Origin of the sequence: Acetobacter indonesiensis (assembly GCF_000963945.1) — a bacterium.
Classification (GTDB): domain Bacteria; phylum Pseudomonadota; class Alphaproteobacteria; order Acetobacterales; family Acetobacteraceae; genus Acetobacter; species Acetobacter indonesiensis.
Genome location: NZ_BAMW01000024.1, coordinates 93,888 through 119,478 on the forward strand (window position 1 = coordinate 93,888; position 25,591 = coordinate 119,478).

The window sequence follows — 25,591 nt, forward strand, 5'->3', positions numbered from 1 at the left end:
CCATGGCGCAGGCGACAACACCGCACGGCAATCGAGACAGAACGCAACACGGCGATGTCTTGATGGCTCTTGAAAACCTTGCCCGAGACATTTCCCAGCAAGGTTCTGATTACACTCTCCATCGTCTTCAGGACCCCGAAGTCCGATTAGTCTGGACCAGAACGCTAGAGTTAATACCACCCCAATATTGGAATGAACTGCGGCAAGCTTTGGATGAGCTGACGGGTCCTCATGGAAGTCTATCCGGGCTGCTTAGTGGGGATTCACCGTTCACGAGAGGTGTCTTCGGTCGCGCAAGGGTGGAAACACTGGGGCGTCTGATAGCTCCTGAACGCTTGCAAACCCTCGCTAATATCATCCCCTCACATGCAAAGACTTCCTCATGAAGGTAAGAGATCACCTTTTCTCAGCCGTCATTTTTGCTGGGCTTCTGTCGAACCCAGCTTTGGCGCAACAGACTGAACAGGGAAGTGTCGGCTGCGCCGATTTAACCCAGGCGGCGGCAAACGCTATCAACCAACGCGTACAGGCTAATGATGCCTATGAAAAACAACCTGAAAGCGTTGGTGCGCTCTCCTGTCTGGACGGCTTCCTCCATGGCCAGGGCCTGAATGTCATTACGAGCGGCCTGGATCCGGCTTCTCTCATCCAAAGTCTTGAAGACCAGTTGGGATCGCAGATTTGTCAGGCTGCTCAGAGTGCCTGGGGAAGCGCTATGGGCGGCACACAGTGTAGCCTGAGCTTATCAGGCATCAATCTGGGCCTTGGTTTTGGAAACGTCGGTAGTGGCACGATGTGCCCGTCACTCAATTTTGGCGGCGGTGGTCCACCACTGGCATCAGGTGGAATTGGCACAACCGCGGGCTCAGGATCGCTTTACGTCCAGAGCAATCCACTCCTGCCGGCCGGTTATAGCGCCAACAGTATCATGGATGGAGTGTTCTGATGCCCAAACAGATCACAAGGACTTTCCTCCTTGCAGCCGGTGTCTGCGTCCTGACAACCAGCTTACAACCCAGACAAGCTTATGGTTTAGGTGAGGCGGCTGTCGTTTTTGCTATCCACGCTTTGCAGAGCTTTATGGGAAAGCAGATGGATAAGGTTGGTGATAACATCACCAACAGCCTCAATGACATGAGTAATCCTCATTCTGTCTCGTCAATGATCCGCGATGCAGCAACCCAGCAAGCTAATTATGCCAAAGGCCAAGTCGCCGCACAAAGCCGGATTGCCGATGCGCAGAACACCGCTATGGCGGCCTTCCTCAGGCGACAACAAGAAACAGGCATCCGTGATGAACACATGATGTCGCCAGAGTTCTGCAGTGGATTGGACAGTCAACAAGCCACCATGGCTGCAGCGAAGGCTTCCAGATCAGCCCTGGGGGCTATTACAACGATTGTTGAGCCGCGTGGTGAAGCCGCAAAAGGAACGCCCTCATATTACGGCCGCGCTCAGGGTGTCGATGCCAATACAGTTTTCCATCTGAGACGTTACTGCTCTCAGGAAGATGTTGACGCGGGGCTATGCAGTTCTGTTTCCCGTCTGCCCAATGCAGATCAGCGGGCAAGCACGCTTTTTATGAGTGATACACTCTCCAATGATGGGGCTGTCGATGCGGCCAATGATTACTCTACCAGTCTTATCCAGCCTGTAGCTCCAGCTGCAATTCGAGGTGAGCAAGCGACTAGCACCATGGGTCGTGAGCAGATGATCCAACGGCGCTCATACAATGCCCGTATGTCTCTGGCACGCTTTATTCTCGCTTTTATTACGGCGCTTGAAACTCCTTCTGTATCGCTCACAGCAGATCAGAAGAAAGAAATGCAGGCAGAAGGACTCAAGCCTCTTGATCGCGCATCATGGCTTCAGGCCATGAGTCTCGAAGTCAATCGCCGCGTATCCAGCGTCAGCTGGAATGCATCATTACAGGCTATGCCAACCGCAAGTGTTCTGCGTGAAATCGCAACAGAGCTGGCACAATCGAACTATCTGGCCATGCAAAATTACCGCCTTGGTCTTTATCAGGCGTCGGTAGGTGCGACCGGTATCGCACAGACAGAGGAAGCTCATATGCAGCATGCCTCTAACAAAATGCCCTCTCCGACAATCAATCCTTAGAACAAGAGAAGATTATGTCTGACACCATGAATCCCATCCACAATCTTGCCAGCGTCATTGACTATTTGGAGCGGACGAAAGACATCGTGCGTGAACATGCACCTGATGTTGCTCAACGTTTCGAGCGCCTGAAAGAGAGAGTTTCACAAGATCCAGAAGACAATCCTTATCTACGTAATGATGTTGCCTACGCTGTACAGGATTTCTCGCGCGTTGTTGGTCAAGTTCTGCCAGATAACCATCCTCTCTCCCAAGAAATGGCGGAACGGGCCACTCAGTCACCAGAAATAAAGTCAAAAGAATTACAGAATTTACTAGCCAGCACGTCATCGTTGACTGATCAAAGGCTGGTAAATCAGATAAGAGGGGTGGTTGATGATATGACCTCTGGAGTAGCTGATCCAGAGCATCCCGACTTTCAGTTTTCGGTTGAAAAATTAAGCCGTGCGGTAGAGGCGGCCCAAAAGACTGTTGGATCCGCATCTACCGCTGAACCCCAAACCGAGGAAGTAAAGAAACCGGGTCTCCATCCGTCTCCAGGAGGAGGGCAATCGGAAGGCAATGGGTCACCATCAAGTCAGACTGGTCCGAAACAGGAGCCTGATAGTGCTAAACCTAATACTGAAGGGGCAGCACCACGAGATCCAGCAGGCGGCGATAAGAACGCTAGTTCGAAAAAGCCAGAGCCTGACGCACAGACCGAGCCAGAGCAACCCGTGGTGCAGAAGATGAGCATGGGCGCGGCGCTCGTTGGCGGCTTTTCCCGGCTTGCAGGCGCTTTAGCTAGTAAAATTGAAGCAGAACCCAGTTCTCTCTCCCCAGGATGGCTCGACAGAGCGCGTGAGAAGAGCAGCCAGCATGACGCCGCAAGAGCTGAGAAAGATATGGATCGCACGGCTCAGCTGGGCTCAGAAGCAGTGGAAGCTATGCAAGCCCTGCGTCAGGGACCAGGTTCCAGCATTATGGCCGCGATCGCTGAAGCAGCAGCAAACAACCCTGGCGGGATGTCAGCCGTACTATCTGAAATGAAACCTGGTGGGAGATATGAATCCCTCCATGGGCAATTCGTCTCCGAAAAAGAGAATAATCAGGCATTCGCAAGTAATCTCGAAAGCGCAGCCGAGAAGCTTGGGGCCTACGGAAAAGGAAGGGAGGCGGCGCAGAAAATTTCAGAATCGATGGGAACAACAGCCCGCGTTGAACAGCGGTTTGCACAGATTGACGCCCAGATAGGTAAGGAAGCTGAAGGATTGCCCGGAACCAAACCAGGCACCTCAATGATAGAGGAACTTAGCGAAAAAACTAAGGAGCTGGTCAAAAAGGCAGCCGAAACCCTTGCTTCAATCTTTCGCGCCGCACCGACAAGTGGCCCAACAATGTCACCAGGCTGAGAAAACCATGACTAAGACGCTCCGAAGGGTTCTGGCATCAGCGATTATGGTGCTCGGACTAATAGCATACCTCCCATCTGCGTTAGCTCAGACAGGTTCTGTTACTGGGGGGACGACCCAGAATTCCGCTGCGGGTTCTTCATCAGATGCATCCGGATCTCATACAGTCACCTGGGATCTGCTGGATCCGGGAAACGATTGGGCTGCTGTGGTGGTGCGATCTATTTTTCCGGTATTCTCATCTGGTGATTCTTCTATTGGTTCCGAAAATACCGTCATTGGCACAATGCTTGCGTGGCTTTCCGCGTTTGCTGGCGTGATCGCAGCAGGTTGGGTGACTTACCTGTGGTTTACAACGAACTTTCGGGGCGCAGAGACAGCAAAATTATTGGGAGATAATCAATCCCAGATGTCGATTGTTAAGATCGGACTGGCTGCATTGATGATGTTTCCAACGGTATCAGGTTTTGGTGGGGGGCAGGCTGTAGTCGTTCAGGGCTCTCTCTGGTCCATTGGTATGGCAAAGACCATCTATCACTATGCTGTGAAAGCTATAGGGCCGGATGGAAAAGCCATCGCGACACCTATTGTTCCGGGCACAAAGGGTATCGTTCTTAATCTTGTTAAAGACGAATTCTGCCGATCTCTGCTCAATGCTGCATCGAACAATCCCGATCTTATCCCCATCCCAGTAGGACGCACAATCAAGGGCATTTCAGGGAACTCAGCAGGGGTTGTTGTCAACTATGCCTACAACATGACTTTAGGTGATGGCACTCCCACTTGTGGTGCCATCAACCTTGAAACACCGGCAATGGGAAAGACCAACCTTGCTGGTGTATCCGTAGACACAGCGACAATGCAGCGGAATGTTCTTGATGCTGTTCTTGCGGCAGATATCCGCGGGCAGGTGGAAACTGTTGCCCGTAATTTCTGGATGTCCAAGAAGACGCAGGATCTCGCCCCACTGTTGGATATCGTGACAACTGCGACAAATGATTACACGTCACGATTGACTGAGAAAGCGGCGCAGATGCGCTCTGATCTGGAAAAAACAGTCAGCGACCGTTCAACCACTTTAAACCAATGGGGGCTTGGTACGAACGGAGATGCGACCAACACGGCAAACCGGCTGGATAGTCTGGGCTGGTCTGGGGCAGGGGCCTATTATCTGGAATTTGCCAGATTGAATGGTCAGACCCTGAGCCTCATGACAGCCACCCCGAATGTCACAACTCCCAGTTATAGTGGGCTTGGTTCTGCACTCTCTTCTGACGTAGCGCCTCTTATCCAGTCGGCACATACCTTTCTTGGCAATATTGATGCCATGGTTGACACCACTGATGGGCTGAGTGCGCCGGGAGGTAATAGCGATCTCTATTCAGGGGCCATGCCTGGTGGCGATGGCTCAAGCACAGTCACGCAGCTCTTCCGTGCGCTGCATCTTAACGACTACGCACTCCAGATGCTGATAGGCTTTATGGAACCATCAGGTACTGGAGGCTACTGGATTGATCCTTTTGGGAACCTGATGTCGCTGGGACATTGGCTGATTACGATATCTGTTACGACCATGGGGACTGCTTCTGTCCTTTCTTCGACTGCGGGCACAATCGGCACTGGCATTCTATCCCTGATGGCAGGCCAGCCTGAGGGCGCAGTGGCGGCCGGGATTGGACACATAGCGATGCAGTTTTTCTCAACGCCTATAATGCTTGGTTGTATGGCCATGTTGATACCAGGTTTGACATTGGCTTTTGTTCTCCCGATGGTTCCCTATGTTATGTGGATGGCTGGCATCGCCAGTTGGCTCATTCTGGTGTGTGAAGCTGTTGTGGCAGCACCCTTATGGATGCTGGCGCACATGACACTTAATGGAGAAGGTCTGCATGGGAACGCACGTCAAGGCTATGCGCTCCTGTTTGATGTAGTGTTCAGACCGACCCTGATGCTGTTTGGCCTGTTTTTTGGCTACTTTGTGTTTGATGCCATGTCATGGCTGGTACATCAGACATTTGGTGTTGCAGCAGGATTTGCGCTCTCGCACGGTTGGCTGGTCAGCAACTTTCTGGGCATGCTCCTTTTGGTGTGGATGTTTGTACTGCTCCACATGATCCTCGCACTTGCATCGTTCAGATTGATCGCAATCATCCCGAACCGTGTTCCACAAATCCTTGGTTTTGGTGGTGGAGAGCGAATTGATGTTGATGCGTTTAGCAGGGATGTTGCTGCGGTTGGTATGGCCGGCGCGATGCAAAAAATGCAGGACGCTTTGAGACCAAATGTTAACGACCATGGCAGCCAGAACGTACCTCCAGCGGGCAATAAACAAAAATTATCTGGTGGAATTGGTCATACCGGCGCTATTGGTATAGACACTACAATGAACAAAACGTCGTAACTTAGGATGAGAAAGGAGATCGCTAATGTCTGAGTCAGGTTTTGGTGCACTCTTCGCTTACGCCTTGGGACGAAATGCCTCGGCCGATGCTGCTTTTTCGTCGGCCTTCAAACGCAAGATGAGTGGTGAGCGGACATGGCGTGATGCTTATCATGAATTGGAAATAGCTCATAATAAAGATGTAGACACAGCCCGCCAACAGTTTGCAAAGTATGAAGCGAGTATTGCAGAAAAAGAGAAGAAGCAAAAATATCTTGAAGAACAGTTATCAGCGGCAAATGTGGCGAATGACGAACTGAAACGACAGCTTGAAGCTGCGAAAGCACATGCCGTTATGCTCGATGATCGTTTGTTCGATATTACACGGCGCCATGTCAGGTTGTGCAAGCAAACTGGCACCAAAGAAACGCCCTCCACATAGCTGTTTCTTGTCGCATGATGAGGCCGCATCGTCAGATCCACCATAATGGAGAAGACAATGCGGTCTTATTTTTATCTTCCGATTGCCCTGATGTTAGGTTTGAGTGCCTGTGATGGGGGAAACGTTGAATCGGCGTCCCGCGCCCATGGTCCGAAGCCCCCTAAGCTCCATAATTTGTATTATGAGCCCAACGGAGCATACGGCTCTGCAAGAGCTATCTGGGCACCACCAGTTTACAATCGCCAAGGCACCATCGTGAAACCTACGGATACACGTAACGATACCGGCCGGGAGGATTATGAACATTCGCCTTGGGCGACAGGAGCAAGCGGTGGCGACCGGAACGCCCCACCAGGAACTTGGTAAATAAAAAGGGCCGCTCTATTTGAGCGGCCCTTTCATTATGGGCAGTCGGGGAAAAATACTCTCTGCTCTATCCATGAATTGTCTGAAAGTTGCGATCTGTCCAGTCCGTAACTGCCAGTTCAGTGAGCAATTCCACAAAGAGACCGATCCGAGAAGGGCGAGGAAAGGTAGGAACGCAATGGAGGAGAGAAGCCGGCTCCCTGTCCACGGAAAAAAAATCATTTCCAATGCCCACAGCCCAAACAGAACTGTGGCAATCAGTCCAGCACTATAGGCGCGAATAAAGGTCTCTTTCTGCCGTCTCATGATCACAAGTGCCAGATCTTGATCACTGAGGTGACTATATGAAACAGCCTGACGAATGCTGGGCAATTGCTGGCCGACAACATCGGCCTGATCAGGGCGGTCTAAAATCTCCTGCCCTTTGCCATTTACAGTCTCTTCGGGATTTGGCCGCGCAGATAACTTTAGAATTGTCCAAAGTAACCTGATGACATTGAAATTACTTATTATACGCCGCCATCCAACAGCTTCCGCGGGAGAGCCTGTGATGTGGGTGGCTACTTTAACCGAGGTCCGGATGATCCCTTTTTTTGCAGTCTGAGGCGGCGGGTTGTCTTTTTTGCTCATTTGCTCAGCTCCCGCACAAAGGACTCTTTATCAGTCGGGTTGCCCTCAAATCGGCCCAGTGACCCGTCTTTTTTGATCCATAGAAATGTTGGGGTTCCTTTCAAGGAAATGCTCTTTGCAAAAGCCCCATTCGACTCAAGTTGGCCTGCTGCCTCTGCTGAAGGTGAGTCTGCCCGCTCATGTAAATGGCCGTCGATCCAGGCGCGTACCATCTCCTGAGGTGAATAGGACAACATGGCCTTGGCATTGAGGGTGCTTTCACCGCGATCTTCATAATCAAGAACTGAAAGGGGCACGACTTTCAGATGAAGTTTACCAGACTGGACTAACGGCATAAGATTTTGAGCCGCCCGGATAGAGTACATGCACTGTGGATCTATCAACATCACTGCAGAGGGAGCAGAAGCTAAGCCAACTTCCCCACCATGCAAAGAAGCAAGAGCGGTCTGAGTAATCTGTGCATTGTCCATATGCACAGTGGGAACAGCTCCTGGGATGTGCTGGATCTGTTGTCGGGTGATATCCCGTCCGGATGCGTCCCAGAGCGAGCCTGCTATAGCGGCCTGAGCATCAGGCGTGGCATAGATTACCTGAAAATGTGTTCCGTTCTGCAGAAACATCCCCCGGATACCTTGCCAAGGTTCGAGATCTGTTGCTCGCTTTCCTGAAAGAGATCGCAAAGTATCATACGGCACTGGGATGGCTGTGCCGCCCAGTACGCCTCTACGATCTTTAGGCATGAAATAAACGAAGACACGATCTGGGGTGTACGCAACACCGGTCTCAAAACCATGAAACACACCTTGCCCAGAAAGCCGAGCACCTGAACCTGTAAGGTGCTTTAAGGCATCTTCTGTATCAGGTGTGTCTTTGTGTGGTGCAGGGGGAGGGGTTACTGCTGTGGCCGGAGATTCAGTTTTGCCATCAGTCGCGACAGCGCATTGTTGCGCACAGGCGAAGGTCGGAACGACCAGTGTAACAGCAAGGGCAAGCGGATAAAAACGTAGCACGATATTCTCCCAACGTGATGTTGGGAGAAAATTTATCGGGTCAGGATGCGACCGAATGCTTTTTTTCTATTATTTCTATTCTTGTGGCGATCATAGAAGGGCCTGAGCTAACAGGCTCACTCGTTTCTTCTGGTAGTAGTGGTTTTATGATTTTCATGAAACGTGTAATCAACTTACGATCGTTAACAGAAGCAGAGCGACGATAGCGTCTGATCGCTTTGATGAGATATCCCCAATGTTGCTGCGGATAAATAACTTGTACTGCTTTTGAGCCAATACAAATTGGATAAGGTAAACCAGGCACCGAACGGCACATACTTGTTTCTAGGAACAAGATTGCATCACGCACACAGGAAGGTAGTTCCTCCTTTAATAGTGGAGCCAGATCCGCAATACTTCGGTAGAACTCCCCATGCATAAAAAATACCCCTGATATTATCGTTTTTTGACTAACACTTCCTTCCCGCAACGAAAATGTTACGGTTTATTACTGAATGCGCAGTTAAATAAACCATTTTTCATAAATGTCTGGAAACCCCAGTACACGTAACCGTGAATGGCTAAACTTTCTAAGAGTTTAGTATGTGTCATTTCTGTCACAATCAATCATAGTAGCGCCGTATTTTCTTTCTGTTCGGTCGCATGATTGGTCTGCACATTTTCTTCATAACGTGAGGAGGAGAAAATATGCTTGCTACCATCGAAAATCAGGAAAGTGATTCAGATACGCAGGTAGGCGGTATCGCAGCTGATCGGTTGCGCTCAATTATAGAACGAGTTGAACGTCTTGAAGAAGAGCGCAAAGCACTTGCTGCCGATATCAAAGATGTCTTCACCGAAGCAAAGTCAGCCGGGTTTGACGTCAGAACCATCAAACAGATTATTCGCCTGCGTAAGCAGGAGCCCGCGGAGATTGAAGAACAGGAAACGCTTCTCGATATCTACCGGCGCGCTCTCAGCATGTGAGCCTGTTTCTCCTGACCACAAACTCGGCTGCTTAATCCTCAATATAGCAACCTGACCCTTGCTACGGCCATTATGGAGCTAAAACCCATGTGAGGAGTGGATCCTGCGACAACCAGTGTGGCCGAAAACCGCGACTGGACCGCCATTTCTGGTTTTGACTAGAAGGTTTGATTTGTGAACTTTCGGAATCCATGTCGCAAGAATCCGGTGGGCGGCGGCGGGTGGAATTTGTTATTCCACGACTCCCTTTAGGGATCCTTCTAGCCCCGGTTTTCTGGGCATAAATGTCTGTTTTTCCACAAATAGTGGTGCTGTTTGTTGTGGAATCAGTCTCAAACATTTATGCCCTTGTGGTTGGTCGCATCTTGATTGTGCATCCTGTCGCATGACGAGCACCTAGTGGGCGAGCCAACCAAAGGTCTCGTTTGCATCGGCTTTTCCTATTGAAAGGAAAAGATCGTGTAGTGAGGAATATGTAAGAGGTGATGGATAAGGCCAGCCAGTGCGGTCTGGTTCATCAATATGACTGAGAGGAAGAATGAGCCATGACATAGTTTCCCCCAAAAACGACTGAGGCCCCGCTTTCGCGAGGCCTGCAGACACAAAAAACATTCCCAAGGGGATGTCGGAAAAAAAACGTTTGGCGACAATTTTTCTCCGACATTTGCCGTAAAATTGCAAGTCTTTTCTTGCCATAGGGAACGTTTGTCCTGCGGGTCAGGAGCGCGACGGGGGTTTTTATCCCATTCGTCGGACAAAAAGAATAATGATAACAGAAAGTTATACCCGGTCTGCGGGTATCAGAAAAATCACGCCTGCCATGGTTGCTGCGCGTACAACAGCTGAGGCCCTACCGCTGCAGGCCGTGGAAATGAGCGACCTTTATCGCTATTTGCGTCAGGGACGGTCGATTCTCGGCCTGACATGCCAGCAGACAGAACTGCTCTGTTATCTGATCGCATTTACCCAACCTGCCGACTGGTCAGGTGAGGATGATGTTCTGCCCGTCTCGACGGCTTCTAATCTGGATATACAGCAACGCTTTGATCTCGGCCGAACCCGCGTCAAAACTCTGTTGCGCGAACTTGCCGAAGCAGGGTGGCTTCTCTACCGGGATAGTCCCAACGGTCAGCGGTACAGGCGATCAGGGCCATTTGCTCCAAGGGGACAGCAGGCTTACGGTTTTGATCTTTCTCCGCTCACTCGCCGATTTGAGGATTTGGAACGCGCGGCACAAACGGCACTGTGGCGGCAACAGGAAGGTCGCCGTCTGCATCGCGAAGTCACGATGATTGCCAGGACTATCTATGCCCTTTTCCAGACGGCTGATGAGGCAGGGCTCACGGTAAAAGACAGACAACAGATACTCGCTCGCACCTCTGCATTGGTCGGTCAGCGTGGGACAGATCGCGATCCTCAATGGCTTGACCCGATATGCCAGGAGTTACGCCAGTTGCACGACCAGCTGGAGAGGGACATTTCGTATCTTCAAGAGGTCGAACATCCATCTGAGGAGACCAAAGCTTCTTCTCTTTTATCTGTGGAAAGTGACCCCATGGGGTCACCTGAGCGACCCCAATATACTAATACAAACCCATCCACATTAGCTAAAGCTACTGTAAAAGCAGACGGCTTCGCCGAAAATTGCATTGAAGCTACGCGTAGTCGGCCGTCCTCGTCTTCCCGTGTCACAGAACACCAGATACAACCCCCTTCTGTGGCGGATCCATTGAGGGGATTCCGGGCCAAGCCGACATTCGTGCTGCATATTGCCCCGATTTTCCGTCAATATTGCAGTTCCGATAAGCCGGCCGAGACGCAGATCATCCAGGCAGCGCTCTATGCGTGCGAACAACTGGGAATTTCCAGACATGCCTGGGCACAGGGGCAAGCTGTATTTGGGGATTATCCGAATGCAGTGGTGATCGCCGCAATTGCAGCACGGACAGATGCAGGAGAGGTCCGTTCACCGGGAGGACTGCTCCGTGCGATGATTTCGCGCTACCTGTCGGGTCAACTCGCACTGGATCGTACGCTCTACGGGCTGGCGGAGAAGCTGAAAAACGGTCCGACAATCGTGCAATAGACGTCGGTCAGGTGTTTTCAGGCTCAAGCAAAAAGTTGTTTCTGGTCGCATCATGCTCAGGCTGACTCCTGATCGTAGGAGATCATACGATGCAGACGATAAGGGATCTGTTTCCCCCTTCGCTCGGCACAACCGGGAGGACCGAGGGCACCATGCTTGAACCAACACGCTTTCCACGGGTCGAGCGTTATCGAGACGAACTGGCAACCCTAAGGTTTGAACCCGTTTCTGTCGAAATGACGTCATTTTACAAGGCTTTGGTTCAGGATGCGATTAGTGCAGCCGCCAAACAACACGATGACTCCCTAAAACATGTGGGAGAATTACGATTAATGCTGACGATCCTTATAAATGCCCGAGTGCCGGCTGATATTTTTTCAGATCTGCTCGATAGGCTGCTTGAAGAACAAGAGACGGACGTCATTCCAACGGAAGGAGATGAATGATGCCTGTCAAGGATCCCTATCTCTACCCTGGCACTGATGTCCTCATGAACAAAAAGGGCTATCAGAATGCTGATCGTCTTCGCATTTTTGAAGCAACCCGGTATCTAAGCCGTGCGATAACCATGCCCACGGACACCAACTCGACGTCCGCCCTTAAAGATTTGCATCATCATCTCTTTCAGGATGTCTACGACTGGGCTGGGCAGTACCGGACGTGCGACCTTGCTGTTGGTGGTCGGAAAGGTCTTCAACCCGACCGGATTTCCCAGTCGGTTCAAGGCGTATTCCAAAACCTGAAAGCCAATAATGGTTTGAGAGATCTCTCTTCTGACCGCTTTGCGCGGGGAGCTGCCACCCATATTGCCGCTTTGGATAAAATCCTGCCTTTTCGGCAAGGAAACCAGCAGGTCACCCTGCTTCATCTCTCACACCTTGCTCGGAACGCCGGTCATAATTTTGATCTCAGCCAACTCGATCACGATCAATGGAACAGAGCCAGCGGCAAAGCCGCAGTCAATGACGAGCGTCTTATGATGCATACTATCGCGACGTTATTTAAGTCTGGCCGAACAATGACGCCCGACCAGGCGCGTCGTGAAGCTCTGTCGCTCCGTGATCCAGCACGCCACGAGCTGCAATCCGGGATTGATGCGGCCACCAGAACACTTAACGCAGGCCAGGCAGATAGTGTCACATTGAAAGAACTCAGGGGCTTACGGGGAGAATTGAAAGCTCTCGAAAGCGACACGCAGGTTGGTGCCGTTCTGCGTCATATCGATCAAGCGCAAAAGGCGGGCATTGAAAAGTTGACCGTTCTCCCAGGACGCGACGGTTCTGCGCGTGACGCCATTTACGCCCTCGGGCGGGCTGCCGTGCGTAGTCTTGACTTGCGTGACGATCAGCGAGCGGTGCAGGGTATGAATTCCCAACAGACACAATCCCCAGCATCGTGGTTCAATCGTGCCAGTCAGAAGCTTTCTGGGCCGGAAGAAACACCCCCTCAGCCAAATAGCCCAAAATCACGTGGCCCGCAGTTTGGCTAGTTCCTGCTGAACTTAATCAGGCCGATGGCGTCTAATGAGACGTTCTGCGTGATCTATCGCACGCTCCAGTTCCTCATAATTGATGGGAGCAAACGTGGGCACCGGCTCTACCGGCCGCATGTCCACGTTCTCATCTGGAGGACAGGTTTCCTGACTTTCTTTTTTCCCCGGTCGCCCACGTTTCCTGCCAGGTTGAGGCCTTTTGGGAGGACGGACGATCTCGCGGAGAGGTTCCAGATCTTTCAGTGCGAACAGACGTCGGGCTGCGCGATGCGTGACTTCAACGATCAGCCCCATTTCCAGAAAACGTTCCAGATAGATGTAGGCAGCTTTCAGCGTCAGGCCGAGCTCGGCTGAGAGGCGTGTTGCCGAGACTACTGGATAGGCTGCAAGCAGATCTATGACCTTGCCAGCCCGGGAGGTACGACGCTGGCCACCTGATTTTAATCTGGCCTGACGCCAGCTTTGTTCCAGAGCCCGTGTGCGGTCCTCAACGGCCGCGATCTCTTCATTCAGGCAGTTCAGGAAAAAAGGGAGCCATGCTGTTGGGCTCCAAGGTGCTTCAGGTACGAAGGATCTGGCTCCAACAAGGGGGAGCGGAAAATGAAGAACATTGGTCAGGCGCCAGTGGCGGATCAAAGCGGCCCGCATCGGGGCACGAGTATGTCCTGCTTCTATCCAGGCATGAAAGGCGCTGGCAGCGCCAAGAAGAGGGCCTGAGCTGACAGTATACTTGCTAAGCCAACCTGAAGCTTCTTCTATGGCGTTGCTTTGCCTATCTGTTGGCATAACCAACCACTGATATTGCTCAAATGCAGCATGAAGGGCGTCAACTGACGTTCCACGTTCATACATATCACATCCGAGCGGTACTGATCTCAAACCTTCCAGTTCTGCCGCCAACCGCCACGGATCTATGAGATGGCCATCAACTGCTGCACAGGCTCTTGCAGCTTCCAGCCGCTCCCGAAACAGGATTGCAGGGAGGAGAGGATGATGACGCAGGCGCTGATCAAGTCTGCCTATGGCTAGTCCAGTCTGGGTGAGACTTTCGTATAACTTACCGTCAGGAGGTTTGACTGAGGTTATCCGGAACATGCTCAGACGCGGCGGGTTGCATCGTCGTAAACCTCATTGGCATCCCTGCGTCCAATCGCAACAACCAGCACTATGAGTTTCCCGTCATGAACCTGATACACCAGGCGGTATCCTGAAGCCCGAAGTTTGATTTTATAGCAACTCCTCAGGTCACCTGTCAGTTCTGCTGATACAACATGAGGCTCATCCAGCCGTTTGGCCAGTGCCTTCTTGAACTGGATCTTGACGCTTCCGTCCAGACTATCCCATTCGCGTTTGGCCCGTGGGTCGAAATGGAGCGCGTAGCGGGTCACAAATCGTCCAATGAGACTGGAATAGACGGTTCAGGCGAGGCAAGGCGCTCCCGAACGACGGCAAGGAGCTCCAGATCGTCATCCGATACAACAGTGCGACGGACGGGGAGCTTGCCTGTGGCGACGACATATTCAAATGTCTGGCGAATAAGGTCAGACGGGGTTACGCCGAGTTCTGACAGACGATCGTAGGCCGCTTTCTTCAGACTGTCATCGATGCGCAGGTTAATTGAAGCCATGATGTGTCCTCCAACAAACACATCACCTATTTATGCCTTTACGTTTGTAAAGGCAATGTAATAAGGACTGTGACCAGATCGTTCCGGTGAATAAAAAAGCCACCTAACGACCTGATCAAGGCCATTATGAATTATCTCCGAAATTGATATAGAAGATAGCCCATCCTTCCCAGATGCAGTGCAGCAATCCCAAGAGCGACATAAGTAGGGTATTTAAGGAAGGCATCAGATGCCCACCAGGTCAGATCGCCCCATATCGGCTCATGCAGAAACTTTGAATCCAGACTGGTGATCTGACTGATGAGCGGCGGGTAAACCGTGGTGTGTATCTTCCAAAATGCAAAGCCTTGAGAGATCACATTCCACAAAGATGCAAACACGATTGTGCCGACAAAGGGGGTAAAAATAGGGTCAGTAGATAGAATTCTCACACGCTCCGAAAACGGAGTGTAACCGTCTAAATCGACGACAAGCAGCATTGAGCTGATAGTCATGATCGTGATTGCAACATATAGAGGCCACGCGCACACCAAAGACCATGATAGATCGCTGGTAAATACGCACCACGCGGCAATAAGACCGCCAAAACCAGCAGGAACACCGGCCCAAGTTAGAAGCCTTTTTTCATTCGAATACATAGAATTTCTCCGAATAACCGAACATATAACTCATTTGAGACCTGCCTAACAGAAAGTCCGCCAGTGCAGCGAGGCGTATTCTATGGGGTTATTGCTTCTCAAAACAACAGTAATGTTCTGGGCCTGTAGCACTTGTTATTCCAGAAACATGGGTCCGAGTTACTCTATAAAGCAGTTAGCTTCAAAGAACGTCATTTTATTAAAAACAGCCCCCTTCCCCATACCTACTTGCGATAATACCATTTATCGCAAGTAGTCTGGCACACGGAAAAGGAAGGATTTTGGGAACCAGAAGATAGTAATAAATTCCCTTGATGCACGGAAACTCCACTAACGATGCCGACAGACCCAGACATTCCGCAGTCACCCTCATAGCGGACCTTATTTTTCGTAATTATGCCGTCGCTAAGCGGACTCCTGCGGACAGATTTGATCAATAATACCTGAAGGCATAAATGCGCTTGCAATACCCTCCCCTATAGGGTAGGTAATAATGCATGGCACATGAAACCCATCCGCTGATCAAAAGGCGTCTCAAGCAAGCGTACGGACACCTCGCAAAAGTCATGGACATGATGGATGCAGGACGGTCGTGCTCCGATCTGGCCCAGCAGCTTGAAGCAATCGAAAGCACCGTTCGCAATGCCAAGCGGCTTCTGGTTCAGGATCATCTTGAGCATTGCATTATTGACGCCATCGCCGACGGCCAAATGAGCAGAGAAGAAGCCATGCAGGAATTCTCTTTCCTCACAAAATACTTTTGAGATCCTGAACGTGACTGCAAACATGCGGTTAAAAATTCTGCTTTGTTGCGTCAGTTTCGCGGCAGGCCTGACTTCAGTCGCACATGCAACTGACGACCCACGAATTTCTTTCCGCGATGCGCTGACCGCCGCCTGGGCTAACGATCCGGTACGCCGGGAACTCGCCACCAATTCCCAATCCGCCGACGCTCGTGCGGAGGCGGCTAAATCGTGGTTCGCCGGCGGGCCGATCCTGACCGGCAGTTATTATGACGATCGCGCGGCAGGAACGAATCTTGGATACATTACCTGGCAAGGAGGTGTGTCCGTGCCTCTATGGCTGCCCGGTCAGGGCACCGCGACGGAGCGCGTGGCAGAGGCGGATTCACGGGCGGCGCTGTCGCGTGTGGATGTCGAGCGAATGGCTGTTGCGGTTCGCGTTCTTGAGCAAGCGGGAACGACAGTTCTGGCCCAACGCCGCGTCGTTGTCGGACGCGCTCTCGTGAAGTCCTTCGAACATATCGTTGCTTTGGCTGCCCGCGCTCAGGCGCGTGGTGAGATCAGTACCGTGGAGTTACAGGCCGTAACGGCCCAGCTTTCCGATGCTCGTGGCGAAGTGGCGATGGCAGAGACGGCAAGAACCGATGCCGTGGGCCGCCTGAGAACGTTGCTGGGCATTGCGGGCGTACCCGATCTGATGGCGGCTGATCCGCGCTGGCTCAACCGCATTCCGATGGGCGATACGCGACAGATCGAGGAGCGAGATCCTCGTGTACAGGCTGCGCATCGCACAGTTATGGCCGCGCAAGAACAGATGCGTCTGGCGCGCGCCAGCTACATGCCCAACCCGGAAGTCGGGGTTGGAGCGATTGATCAGGGACAGTACGGCAGCCCATGGGCCACTCAGGTCGGTGTGAATATCCGCGTGGCGCTGCCCAGTGATGTGACGAACACGCCACAGATATCAGCAGCGCGCGACAGGGTTGCCGCATCGGATCGCGCCGAAATCGAGGCCCGCAGGGCCGTGCATGACGAGCTTGGCCAGGTCATGGCGCGCCTGACCGGAACGCGTGAGGCCCTTCTTCAATCGCGTACCAGTGCGTCGCAAACAATGCAACGTGCAGACGCCATGGAACATTCCTGGATGCGGGGCGAAACCCCGCTCATCGAAGCATTGCGCGCCCGGACCGATGCCTGGCGGTCTCTTCTTGCCCTGAATCAGGCCGAGGTGGCCTGGTCCAGCGCCATCGTTCGCATCGGCATTTCTACAGGAACCCTTCCTTGAAAACCAGAGATATTCTGGCGGCGGCTATACTGGCGGCTGCACCGGCTGCCGCCCACGCTGAGACCCCCGCCTGGCTACGGCCCGTGCATCTCGCCGTCGATGGGCAGGAGAGTGAGAAACTCGTCATTGTTCCGATACACTCCGGTGAACTGCGGGCAACCATTCCAGCCATGGCGTCGGTGACAAGCAATACGGCGCGCTCCATCGTCATTCGGCCGGCAGGCAGCGGGAAGGTCACGAATGTGTCGATCACACCCGGCCAGCACGTCCGTCAGGGGCAGGTCATGATCACCTACACGGATCACACGCTGCACGAACTCTACCTCCAGCGGGATCAGGCGCGGGCCGCGTTGATGTCGGCGCGGGCCTCCGTTGCCGAAGCTAGTATAGCGTACCAACGGGGGAGGGACCTAAGTGGCAGCACGGTCTCGGCTGGCGAAGTCCAGAAGCGACTTGCCGCAAGACAGCAGGCTGACGCCGCGCTTGCGGCACGTCAGGCCGATATCGGAACGATCGAGCATCGCCTGACCGAGGAGTTCACATCCGTTACGGAGACGATCGGTCATGGCGAGGACTCGCGTCTGATCTCGCCCGTCAACGGTGTGGTACAAAATTTGAACACGGCTATCGCGGCCGACGTTACGGCAGGAGAAGCCGTTGCCGTGGTGACGGATCTTTCGACGGTCTGGATCGTAGCCCAGGTGCGACCACAGGAGGCGGCGACACTGGCCATCGGCGGTCGGATGACCGCGCGGCCCGCCGGAAATGAGGGCGCAACACCGGTCGTTGCGGCGATCAGCACGATCGACGGCATGGCCGACCCCTCTACCGGGCTGTTACGTGTCGTCAGCGTCGTCGACAACCGTTCCGGCGATCTTCGCCCTGGAGAAATGCTTGATGCGCAGCTCGAAACGACACGTGGCGTTTCGGGCATCATTGTCCCGATAGCCGCCCTCCAGGACATCGACGGCCACAGCATCGTCTATACTCCTCATGGAAAAGATGAGTTCCGTGCTCATGAGGTTCGCGTCCTGCTGGCGACGGACGATCAGGCGGTCATCCAGAGCGACCTGAAGTCTGGAGACAGGGTGGTTGCAGCAGGCAGTTTTGCTCTCAAGGGCACGGCGCTGCTGGCAGACGAGAGCGGTGGCTGAGAACCATGCTCGAGTTCATTCGCAGAAATGCCTTCATGCTGCTCGGACTTGTCGCAGCACTCTTCATCGGTGGTCTGCTGACGATTCCTGGACTGCCCGTAGAGCCCGTTCCAGACATTTCGCCGCAGCAGGTCATGGTTTCCGTAACGGCGCCGGGTCTCGCGACGGAAGAGGTCGAACGCCTCATCACCTTCCCACTGGAATCCAGTCTGACGGGTATACCCGGCGTCGTTGATCTGCGTTCCATTTCCCGCACAGGCGTTTCGGCAGTTTATTTGCAATTTGGCGATTCGACCGACATTGAGATCGATCGTAGCCGTGTAAGCCAACGTCTTCTTCTTGCCAGAGACGCGATCTCGGTGCCGGGCATTTCCATCGCAATGGGGCCGCTGGCCACTGGCATGGGCGAGATCATGCAGATCCAGATCAAGGGCGACGGCTACTCGCTGATGGATCTCAACCGGATCATGACCTGGACTGTCGTGCCGCAACTGCGGCTCGTTCCCGGCGTCGTAGACGTCAACGTCAATGGCGGCGCGGAGGAGACGTTTCAGCTCACTCTCGATCCATCCCGGATGATTGCGTTCGGGGTCTCGGTTCGCGACATCATGCAGGCGATCGACAGCAACAATGCGTCTGCCGGCGGGGGATGGATCGCACACCAGGACGAGCAACAGGTCATCGTCGCCCGAGCCCGCGTCGGAGGCCTCGCCGCCCTTGGCGCGATCCCCGTCAAGATGGGGCGAGCGGGCCATGTCATCCGCGTACGCGACATGGGCGTTGTGGAGACCGGCGCGCGGACGCGGCTCGGCGCCGTGACACGGGATGGTCAGGGAGAAATCGTCAACGGCGTTGTCCTCATGCAGAATGGCGCCAGTTCGAACGCGACACTGGCCGCGATCAATGAGGCGCTACCAGGTATTCGGAAGTCGCTGCCAGCAGGCGTGACGCTCGACCCGTTCTACACCAGAGCAACCCTGACGTCCGAGACGATCGGAACCGTCAAGGAAAACCTGGCTCTGGGTGCGGGACTGGTCGTCGTCGTGCTGGTTCTGGTGCTCGGAGACTGGCGTGCCGCAATCGTCATCGCTTCGGTCATTCCGGCTGCCCTGGTCTTCGCCATGGCGGGCATGCGCTGGTTTGGCGTCTCGGCCAATCTGCTCAGTCTGGGCGCAATCGATTTCGGGATGATTGTTGACAGCTCACTGGTTGTCGTGGAGCACCTCCTGGCAACCAGTGACAAGGCAAGTGACCGGCGCACATTCAGGGATCTGGCGCGAAGTGCCCTGGCCGTCGTCATTCGACCCGTCAGCTTTGCGATCCTCATCATCATTCTTGTCTATCTGCCAATCCTTACGCTCGAAGGGATCGAGGGCAAGATGTTCCGCCCCATGGCACAGACCGTCATCATGGCTCTGGTGGCGTCACTTCTCTACTGCATCGTCTGCGTGCCGACAGTGGCAGCTCTCGTGATGCGCTTCGGCGGTGAGGACCGTGAGACACGTTTCCTGCGTTTCATCCGCCGTTATTACGAACCCGCCCTGGCCTGGAGCGAGCATCATGGACGTCTGCTGATCGCAATCACGGCGGGTGCATTCATGATTGCAGTCTTTCTCGCTACCCGTCTGGGAGGCGAATTCGTGCCGCAACTCGATGAAGGGGCGCTTCTGGTGACATCGATGCGTCTTCCGAGCGCTTCCCTTGACACTGTCGTCCGGGGCGTGACGGAACAGGAACGCATTCTCAAGAGCTTTCCGGACGTGGCAACAGTTGTCAGCAACACTGGCACCTCGGCAATCCCGACGGATCCCATGGGAACGGGTGAGACGGATACGTTCATTTTTCTCAAGCCGCGCGGACAATGGAAGACGGCCCGTACCGAGGCGGGCATCGTGGAGAAAATGAGCGAAGCCCTGGCTGAACGCCTGCCAGATGCCGACTATTCCTGGACCCAGCCCATCCAGATGCGGATGGACGACCTGCTCTCGGGTGTACGCACACAGCTGGCTATTTCGATTTACGGGGATGACCTTGAAACCCTGTCCGGTCTCGCGGACGAGACAGTCGCAGCTGTGAACAGCGTGCGAGGTGCCGCCGACGTCACGTCGGCTGGCGAGGGCACGGTTCCCTACATGCATGTCGATGTCGACCGTGATGCGGCGGCTCGCCTGGGGGTCGCGGTTCCCGACATTCTCCAGACGATAGAAGCCGTGGGTGGCCGCATAGGAACCACAGTGACGCTTGATGAGGCGATCATCCCGACGCAGGTGCGTTTCGTACATGATGCCGTCCGGTCAGCGGACAGGATCGGCCGCTTGCAGGTTCGCCGTGCTGACGGCAACGGCTGGGTTCTGCTGGGGGATGTGGCCCACATTTCGATCCTTAATGGGACATCGCGGATCGATCGCGACAGTCTGCGGCGCCGCGTCATCGTTCAGGCCAATGTCCGGGGTCGCGACGTAGCCAGTTTCGTCTCCGAGGCGCGCAAGGCTGTAACGGACAAGGTGCATCTACCGCCAGGCTACCGTATGGCCTGGTCAGGACAATTCCGTAATCTGGAATCCGCGATGCACAGGCTGGGCGTCGTCCTGCCGATCGTGCTCGCGCTGATCTTCGGCCTGCTGGTCGCAGCGCTGTCATCCTTTGGCATGGCTGCGCTGGTTTTCGTCAATCTGCCTGTTGCTGCGACGGGAGGCATCGTGGCGCTGGTGCTGCGCGGCATGCCGTTCAGCATTGCGGCGGGGATCGGGTTCATTGCCCTTTTCGGGGTCGCGATTCTGAACGGCGTCGTCCTGATGTCGCAGATTGCGAACTATCGACAGGAAGGTATGGATGCGGCCAAGGCCGCTTTCGAGGCGGCCCGTGTCAGATTGCGCCCGGTCATTGCGACCGCATCGGTGGCGAGCCTCGGATTTTTCCCGATGGCATTTTCCGGTAGCGCCGGCGCTGAGGTGGAGCGCCCGTTGGCGACCGTCGTCATTGGCGGACTCATGTCGTCCACGCTTCTGACGTTGCTCGTGCTTCCGTCGCTCTATGCACTGGCGTTCGGACGAGGCACGCGCAGGTCCAGCGACGCCGTCCAGTCATGAAAATGACTGTTTGCAAAAACAATGCCGAGGAACGAACTCCAATGCTGACTGTCCTGCGCCATCGCACCTACAGGCATCTGTTCGGCGCGCAGATCATCGCCCTGGTCGGCACCGGTCTGGCGACCGTTGCCCTTGGCTTGCTGGCGTTCCGCGTCGCAGGACAGAACGCGGGAGCGGTGCTGGGAACGGCTCTGGCCATCAAGATGCTTGCCTATGTGGGTGTCGCGCCAATCGCCGCCGCGTTCACGGAGCGCCTGCCCAGACGCGCCATGCTGGTGTCGCTTGATCTCGTGCGATGCGCCGTAGCACTCTGCCTGCCGTTCGTGAGCGCTGTCTGGGAAATCTATATCCTGATTTTTATCCTGCAATCGGCTTCCGCTGCTTTCACGCCGAGCTTTCAGGCCACGATCCCCGACATTCTGCCCGACGAGCGCGACTATACCGACGCGCTCTCGCTCTCCCGTGTCGCCTACGACATGGAAAGCGTGGTCAGCCCGCTGCTGGCGGCAGCCCTCCTGACAGTTATCCCGTTCAACGTCCTGTTTGTCGGGACAGCCATTGGCTTTCTCTGCTCTGCGATGCTTGTCGTCTCTGTGGTTCTACCGAGCCCCAAACCGGCGAAGCCCCGTGGCATCTACGAACGTACCACACGCGGCATACGTCTCTATCTTGCGACACCACGCCTGCGCGGCCTGCTTGCCATCGACCTCGCCGTGGCTGCGGCGGCCTCGATTGTTCTGGTGAACACTGTGGTCTACGTGCAGGCCAGTTTCGGGTTGGATCAGCGTGCGACGGCACTGGCGCTTGCCTGTTTCGGCGGCGGCTCGATGCTGGCAGCGTTCGGTCTTCCACGCATCCTGGATCGTTTTGCCGATCGCACTGTCATGCTCGCAGGCGCAAGTGTCCTTGTGGCCGGATCTGCTCTCGCGATTTTCCTGCACTCTTACAGGTGGCTCCTGCCGATCTGGATCTTGCTCGGCATCGGGTATTCCGCTGCCCAGACACCAACCGGTCGTCTGTTGCGCCGTTCAGCGCATCCGGAAGATCGTCCGGCACTGTTTGCTGCCCAGTTTGCCCTTTCACACGTCTGCTGGCTTATTGCTTATCCGCTCGCCGGGCGTGTCGGTGCTGCCTATGGTCTGCCTGTCTCGGCCTCATTGCTGAGTCTGATGACCCTTAGCGCTGCCATCGGTACCTCACTCGTCTGGCCCGGACATGATCCCGACACTCTGGCACATGACCACGATCTTCTTTCAAAGGATGATCCGCATCTCCAGAGTGATGATGGCGGGCAGCACACGCATCCTTATGTAATCGACGACACTCACACAGCGTGGCCTCGTAACCAGAAAAAATAAAATCGGTATTCTGCGTTTTTGATCGGAAAGCGGACTTGCGGCAGTCCTCCCAAAGCAGCTGCTTTAATCAGCGTCTACTATACCACTTAGTCAGCGAGCGGCAGGGAGCAGCTCGCTGACTAACGATGGACGTTTATCTAACATCGCCAGCAAGACCTAAGCTGGCCCGGTTGGCTGACGACGACCATGTTCCCAGTTCAATAGGGTTCCCTTCGCGACACCGATGCTCTTGGTAAACTGTGCCTGGGACAGTCCCGTTCGGGTTCTGATGGCCGCAACATTCACAGACTGCACACGTACCTTATGGGTAACGCTGTTTTGTACCTGTGCTTCCGAATATGCGAGAGCCTCATTTAACCCCTGTAGAATGCTATCATAAGTGCTCATGATGGTTCTCCATATTTCGCAATCAGCGTCTTACTCAAGTCTACCAGAGCAGCCTGTTCGGATCGGGAAAGATTGTCTTTTTCGCTCTGGGCAAAGACAGTCGGTAGCAACAAAGGCATATGTCTCCCACCAAAGACATCAAGAGTTCTATACCCTCCCCTTTTTTCCGCTACCTTCGCGTGCAAAACGAATCTTTCGCAGGCCGCCCCCTAGCGACACTCCAGAGTCTGGCATAGCCGCGAGCGTGTTAATCAGAGCCATACGATCGTCGTCTGACATCAGGTCTTTTGCCCGTTTTATGAATTCAGGCAGTTCGACAACGGTTTGCAACTTTGACATTTTCAGCAAACATTGTGTCAATGACGCATGAATTGGAAGGCTGAAGCTAATAACGGTTGCTTAGCCCGACAGCAGTCCAGCAACTTAGCTATATACCAAAAATCAGGAGTTTTCTGCCGTAAAATCTACATACGTTTTTTCCATTTATCGCAAGTAGGTTGGCACCCGGAAAAAGAAGGTGGAGGGATCGAAGAACCGTTTTTTTGAACTCCTGTTTCCTGATTTCAGGGCTATGACGTTTTGATTGATGGTTGTCAGGGTAAATTTTTCTCTGCGTTTTGGCCCGTGTGGAGATATTACCCGCGCTGAACTGCTACGCGGTCGCACTGATCCGCTCCAGGAAGATAAAGCGACGCATATTATAGACGATATTGGCCAGCCCGATCCTCATGGTGGCTCGCGTTATGCCAACAGTTCGTATGAACAGTCCTGTCTGTGATTTCTGATCGGCAAAGACATGCTCGACACGCGACCGGATAACAGATTTTCCTGCATTCGATTTCTGGATATATCGTGGCATGGGCTTGAGATGAGGCTTTTTCCTGTGAACCTTCGAGACAAAGCCATGCTTTTCCATGAAGTCCTCATTGGCTTTTGAGCGGTAGGCTGTATCTGCCCAGACATCAGACGCCGTATTGCTGCGATCAAGAAGCCCCTCACGTAGTCTGGCGCCATCGCTGGCAGCGGCATTCGTCGTCTTCCATTTGCGGATCAGCCGAAATTTCCGGTCGATGGAAATATGCGATTTATAGCCAAAGAAAGGGAGAGCGAGATCCGTAGACGGGATCGTCCCGTCATCCTGACGCTTTGCTTTCGTGAACTTCAGCGTCCATCGCGCATGACGATCTTTATGGGACAGCTTTGACGGCTTGTCCTGCCAATCCTGTGGGATCCGTCCTTCCCGCAGATCGGCCTTCTCCTCATTGGCACTGTTGCAAAGTCGGGCAAGAGTTGAAGCGGACCTGATTTTCGGGGTTTTTAGTAAGTGTAGACCCCGAACTGCCTTTCGATTAGGCGCACTTCTCCCATGATGCCTTTCTGGAACTGGAAGAGCTGAGCCTGCCCTTTTTTCAAGGCGCGCATGACCTCGAAACCCTTGATTGCCGCGTAAGCGGTTTTCAGCGTTTTGAAACCGCGCACTGGCCTGATCAACTGCTTGAGCTTGCCGTGATCGGCCTCGATCACGTTGTTCAGGTATTTCACCTGACGATGCTGCATTGTGCCTGGCAGCTTACCGTCCTTTTTTAGCTCTTTGATCGCGATACCATAGGCCGGGGCCTTGTCCGTGTTGATCGTCTCTGGTTTTTCCCAGTCCTTCAGTCCGCTCACTGCCTTGCCCAGGAAACGTTTGGCAGCCTTGGCGTTCCTGGTCGGTGACAGATAGAAATCAATCGTATCGCCCTCCTTATCGACCGCCCGATAGAGATACGTCCATTTCCCTTTGACCTTGATGTAGGTCTCATCAACCCGCCAACTGCGGGAAAAGCCCGGGCGTTTCCAATACCAGCGTAGGCGTTTTTCCATCTCGGGCGCGTAGCGCTGAACCCAGCGGTAAATGGTGGAGTGATCAACGCTCACGCCACGTTCAGCAAGCATGGTTTCCAGGTCCCGGTAGCTGATCCCGTAGCGGCAATACCAACGCACCGCCCACAGGATCACCTCACCCCGGAAATGTCGTCCCTTGAAATCGCTCATCCGCAGTGCCCCACACCAAAACAGAAAGCGGTTTCAAACAGGGGCACCAACTTTGCAACAGAGCCCCAGATGGCAGCACACTCTCCTAATTTCATAGAAGGGGGGGCTATATGGTCAACTTATCAGTTTTTTTTGTCTAATAAGGGGCAAGCCTTCTGGGATGAGTGGAAGGTGTCAGAAGATGACGGACTTTACTGGCAAAAATTGAACCATATTTTTGATGAGCATCATGTTGGCTTTGATAAGTCCGGATTTGTTCCGGTAAAATTTTAATAACAGCCAATAAGAGTATGCTGAGAAATACCAAGTTGCATTGACGCTGAATGGCGCGGAAGTCCCCGGGCCGCGCGTGGATGTATCGGCTGGCTCATTGAGTATTATCAGCCCGCAGA

At 53.8% G+C, this 25,591-nt stretch carries 24 protein-coding genes and 2 pseudogenes; 14 read left to right on the plus strand and 12 right to left on the minus strand.

Annotated features, from left to right (window positions below; all coding sequences use genetic code 11):
• Window positions 1–382: 382 nt before the first annotated feature.
• The 5 genes from Abin_RS07985 to Abin_RS08005 are packed head-to-tail and all read left to right on the plus strand — an operon-like array spanning window position 383 to window position 6,334.
• A complete protein-coding gene (locus tag Abin_RS07985) occupies window positions 383–946 on the plus strand; it encodes a hypothetical protein (RefSeq protein WP_052051449.1) in 564 nt (187 codons plus the stop codon).
• Window positions 946–2,121: a hypothetical protein gene (locus Abin_RS07990; RefSeq protein WP_084593536.1), complete on the plus strand. Its 1,176-nt coding sequence runs from the start codon at window positions 946–948 to the stop codon at window positions 2,119–2,121. Before Abin_RS07985 ends, Abin_RS07990 begins: the two co-directional genes overlap by 1 nt.
• A gap of 14 nt (window positions 2,122–2,135) precedes the next feature.
• The gene (locus Abin_RS15835) at window positions 2,136–3,512 is read left to right on the plus strand and encodes a hypothetical protein (RefSeq protein WP_255319336.1); all 1,377 of its coding nucleotides are present in this window, start codon (window positions 2,136–2,138) and stop codon (window positions 3,510–3,512) included.
• 7 nt (window positions 3,513–3,519) lie between these two features.
• Window positions 3,520–5,913 (plus strand): DotA/TraY family protein, encoded by a 2,394-nt coding sequence (locus Abin_RS08000; protein ID WP_048845819.1) that lies wholly within the window; start codon window positions 3,520–3,522, stop codon window positions 5,911–5,913.
• Between the two features lie 25 nt (window positions 5,914–5,938).
• Window positions 5,939–6,334 carry a hypothetical protein gene (locus tag Abin_RS08005; RefSeq protein ID WP_035379645.1) on the plus strand — a complete coding sequence of 132 codons (396 nt, stop codon included), beginning with the start codon at window positions 5,939–5,941 and terminating at the stop codon, window positions 6,332–6,334.
• Between the two features lie 381 nt (window positions 6,335–6,715).
• Here Abin_RS08005 and Abin_RS08010 read toward each other — a convergent pair whose 3' ends face one another.
• From Abin_RS08010 to Abin_RS08020, 3 genes are all read right to left on the minus strand, one after another.
• Window positions 6,716–7,330, minus strand: coding sequence for a hypothetical protein (locus Abin_RS08010; RefSeq protein WP_048845820.1), 615 nt, complete (start codon window positions 7,328–7,330; stop codon window positions 6,716–6,718).
• Window positions 7,327–8,130 (minus strand): thiol:disulfide interchange protein, encoded by an 804-nt coding sequence (locus Abin_RS08015; RefSeq protein ID WP_255319335.1) that lies wholly within the window; start codon window positions 8,128–8,130, stop codon window positions 7,327–7,329. The genes Abin_RS08010 and Abin_RS08015 overlap by 4 nt, the downstream gene beginning before the upstream one ends.
• Window positions 8,131–8,380: 250 nt before the next feature.
• Window positions 8,381–8,689: a conjugal transfer protein TraA gene (locus tag Abin_RS08020; protein WP_146867667.1), complete on the minus strand. Its 309-nt coding sequence runs from the start codon at window positions 8,687–8,689 to the stop codon at window positions 8,381–8,383.
• Window positions 8,690–9,027: 338 nt separating this feature from the next.
• Here Abin_RS08020 and Abin_RS08025 point away from each other — a divergent pair, with 338 nt between their 5' ends.
• The gene (locus tag Abin_RS08025) at window positions 9,028–9,306 is read left to right on the plus strand and encodes a DUF2312 domain-containing protein (RefSeq protein ID WP_048845822.1); all 279 of its coding nucleotides are present in this window, start codon (window positions 9,028–9,030) and stop codon (window positions 9,304–9,306) included.
• Between the two features lie 396 nt (window positions 9,307–9,702).
• Here the strand turns inward: Abin_RS08025 and Abin_RS08030 are convergent, their stop codons facing one another.
• Window positions 9,703–10,002 (minus strand): hypothetical protein, encoded by a 300-nt coding sequence (locus tag Abin_RS08030; protein WP_048845823.1) that lies wholly within the window; start codon window positions 10,000–10,002, stop codon window positions 9,703–9,705.
• 70 nt (window positions 10,003–10,072) lie between these two features.
• Here Abin_RS08030 and repC point away from each other — a divergent pair, with 70 nt between their 5' ends.
• The 3 genes from repC to Abin_RS08045 all read left to right on the plus strand — a co-directional run bounded on the left by repC (window position 10,073) and on the right by Abin_RS08045 (window position 12,881).
• Complete coding sequence (gene repC, locus Abin_RS08035) at window positions 10,073–11,392, plus strand: plasmid replication protein RepC (protein WP_048845824.1); 1,320 nt, start codon at window positions 10,073–10,075, stop codon at window positions 11,390–11,392.
• 152 nt (window positions 11,393–11,544) lie between these two features.
• Window positions 11,545–11,838, plus strand: a complete 294-nt coding sequence (locus tag Abin_RS08040) for a hypothetical protein (RefSeq protein WP_048845855.1) — start codon at window positions 11,545–11,547, stop codon at window positions 11,836–11,838.
• Window positions 11,835–12,881, plus strand: coding sequence for a Fic/DOC family protein (locus Abin_RS08045; RefSeq protein ID WP_048845825.1), 1,047 nt, complete (start codon window positions 11,835–11,837; stop codon window positions 12,879–12,881). Before Abin_RS08040 ends, Abin_RS08045 begins: the two co-directional genes overlap by 4 nt.
• A 12-nt stretch (window positions 12,882–12,893) precedes the next feature.
• Here Abin_RS08045 and Abin_RS08050 read toward each other — a convergent pair whose 3' ends face one another.
• The 4 genes from Abin_RS08050 to Abin_RS08065 all read right to left on the minus strand — a co-directional run bounded on the left by Abin_RS08050 (window position 12,894) and on the right by Abin_RS08065 (window position 15,149).
• Window positions 12,894–13,979 (minus strand): Fic family protein, encoded by a 1,086-nt coding sequence (locus Abin_RS08050; RefSeq protein ID WP_048845826.1) that lies wholly within the window; start codon window positions 13,977–13,979, stop codon window positions 12,894–12,896.
• Window positions 13,980–13,981: 2 nt separating this feature from the next.
• Complete coding sequence (locus Abin_RS08055) at window positions 13,982–14,272, minus strand: type II toxin-antitoxin system RelE family toxin (protein ID WP_048845827.1); 291 nt, start codon at window positions 14,270–14,272, stop codon at window positions 13,982–13,984.
• On the minus strand, window positions 14,269–14,511 hold the full coding sequence (locus Abin_RS08060) for a type II toxin-antitoxin system RelB/DinJ family antitoxin (protein ID WP_045543213.1): 243 nt from the start codon (window positions 14,509–14,511) through the stop codon (window positions 14,269–14,271). The genes Abin_RS08055 and Abin_RS08060 overlap by 4 nt, the downstream gene beginning before the upstream one ends.
• Before the next feature lie 131 nt (window positions 14,512–14,642).
• Window positions 14,643–15,149 carry a hypothetical protein gene (locus tag Abin_RS08065; RefSeq protein ID WP_048845828.1) on the minus strand — a complete coding sequence of 169 codons (507 nt, stop codon included), beginning with the start codon at window positions 15,147–15,149 and terminating at the stop codon, window positions 14,643–14,645.
• Between the two features lie 497 nt (window positions 15,150–15,646).
• Between Abin_RS08065 and Abin_RS08070 the strand changes: the two genes are divergently transcribed.
• From Abin_RS08070 to Abin_RS08090, 5 genes are read left to right on the plus strand one after another with little or no spacing between them, the layout of a single operon-like run.
• Window positions 15,647–15,913 carry a metal-sensing transcriptional repressor gene (locus tag Abin_RS08070; protein WP_048845829.1) on the plus strand — a complete coding sequence of 89 codons (267 nt, stop codon included), beginning with the start codon at window positions 15,647–15,649 and terminating at the stop codon, window positions 15,911–15,913.
• A gap of 22 nt (window positions 15,914–15,935) precedes the next feature.
• A complete protein-coding gene (locus Abin_RS08075; protein ID WP_084593538.1) occupies window positions 15,936–17,177 on the plus strand; it encodes a TolC family protein in 1,242 nt (413 codons plus the stop codon).
• Window positions 17,174–18,331, plus strand: coding sequence for an efflux RND transporter periplasmic adaptor subunit (locus Abin_RS08080; RefSeq protein ID WP_048845830.1), 1,158 nt, complete (start codon window positions 17,174–17,176; stop codon window positions 18,329–18,331). The genes Abin_RS08075 and Abin_RS08080 overlap by 4 nt, the downstream gene beginning before the upstream one ends.
• Window positions 18,332–18,336: 5 nt before the next feature.
• A complete protein-coding gene (locus Abin_RS08085; protein WP_048845831.1) occupies window positions 18,337–21,420 on the plus strand; it encodes an efflux RND transporter permease subunit in 3,084 nt (1,027 codons plus the stop codon).
• Window positions 21,417–22,778 carry an MFS transporter gene (locus Abin_RS08090; protein ID WP_456303696.1) on the plus strand — a complete coding sequence of 454 codons (1,362 nt, stop codon included), beginning with the start codon at window positions 21,417–21,419 and terminating at the stop codon, window positions 22,776–22,778. Before Abin_RS08085 ends, Abin_RS08090 begins: the two co-directional genes overlap by 4 nt.
• A 90-nt stretch (window positions 22,779–22,868) precedes the next feature.
• Here Abin_RS08090 and Abin_RS08095 read toward each other — a convergent pair.
• From Abin_RS08095 to Abin_RS15630, 4 genes and pseudogenes are all read right to left on the minus strand, one after another.
• Window positions 22,869–23,165 (minus strand): annotated as a pseudogene (locus Abin_RS08095) (helix-turn-helix domain-containing protein).
• Between the two features lie 652 nt (window positions 23,166–23,817).
• A pseudogene (locus Abin_RS08100) lies at window positions 23,818–24,435 on the minus strand (transposase); the annotation flags it as partial.
• Between the two features lie 47 nt (window positions 24,436–24,482).
• A complete protein-coding gene (locus Abin_RS08105) occupies window positions 24,483–25,199 on the minus strand; it encodes an IS6 family transposase (RefSeq protein ID WP_048845835.1) in 717 nt (238 codons plus the stop codon).
• Window positions 25,200–25,373: 174 nt separating this feature from the next.
• A partial coding sequence (locus Abin_RS15630; protein ID WP_219810480.1) for a hypothetical protein occupies window positions 25,374–25,591 on the minus strand: 218 nt, incomplete at its 5' end.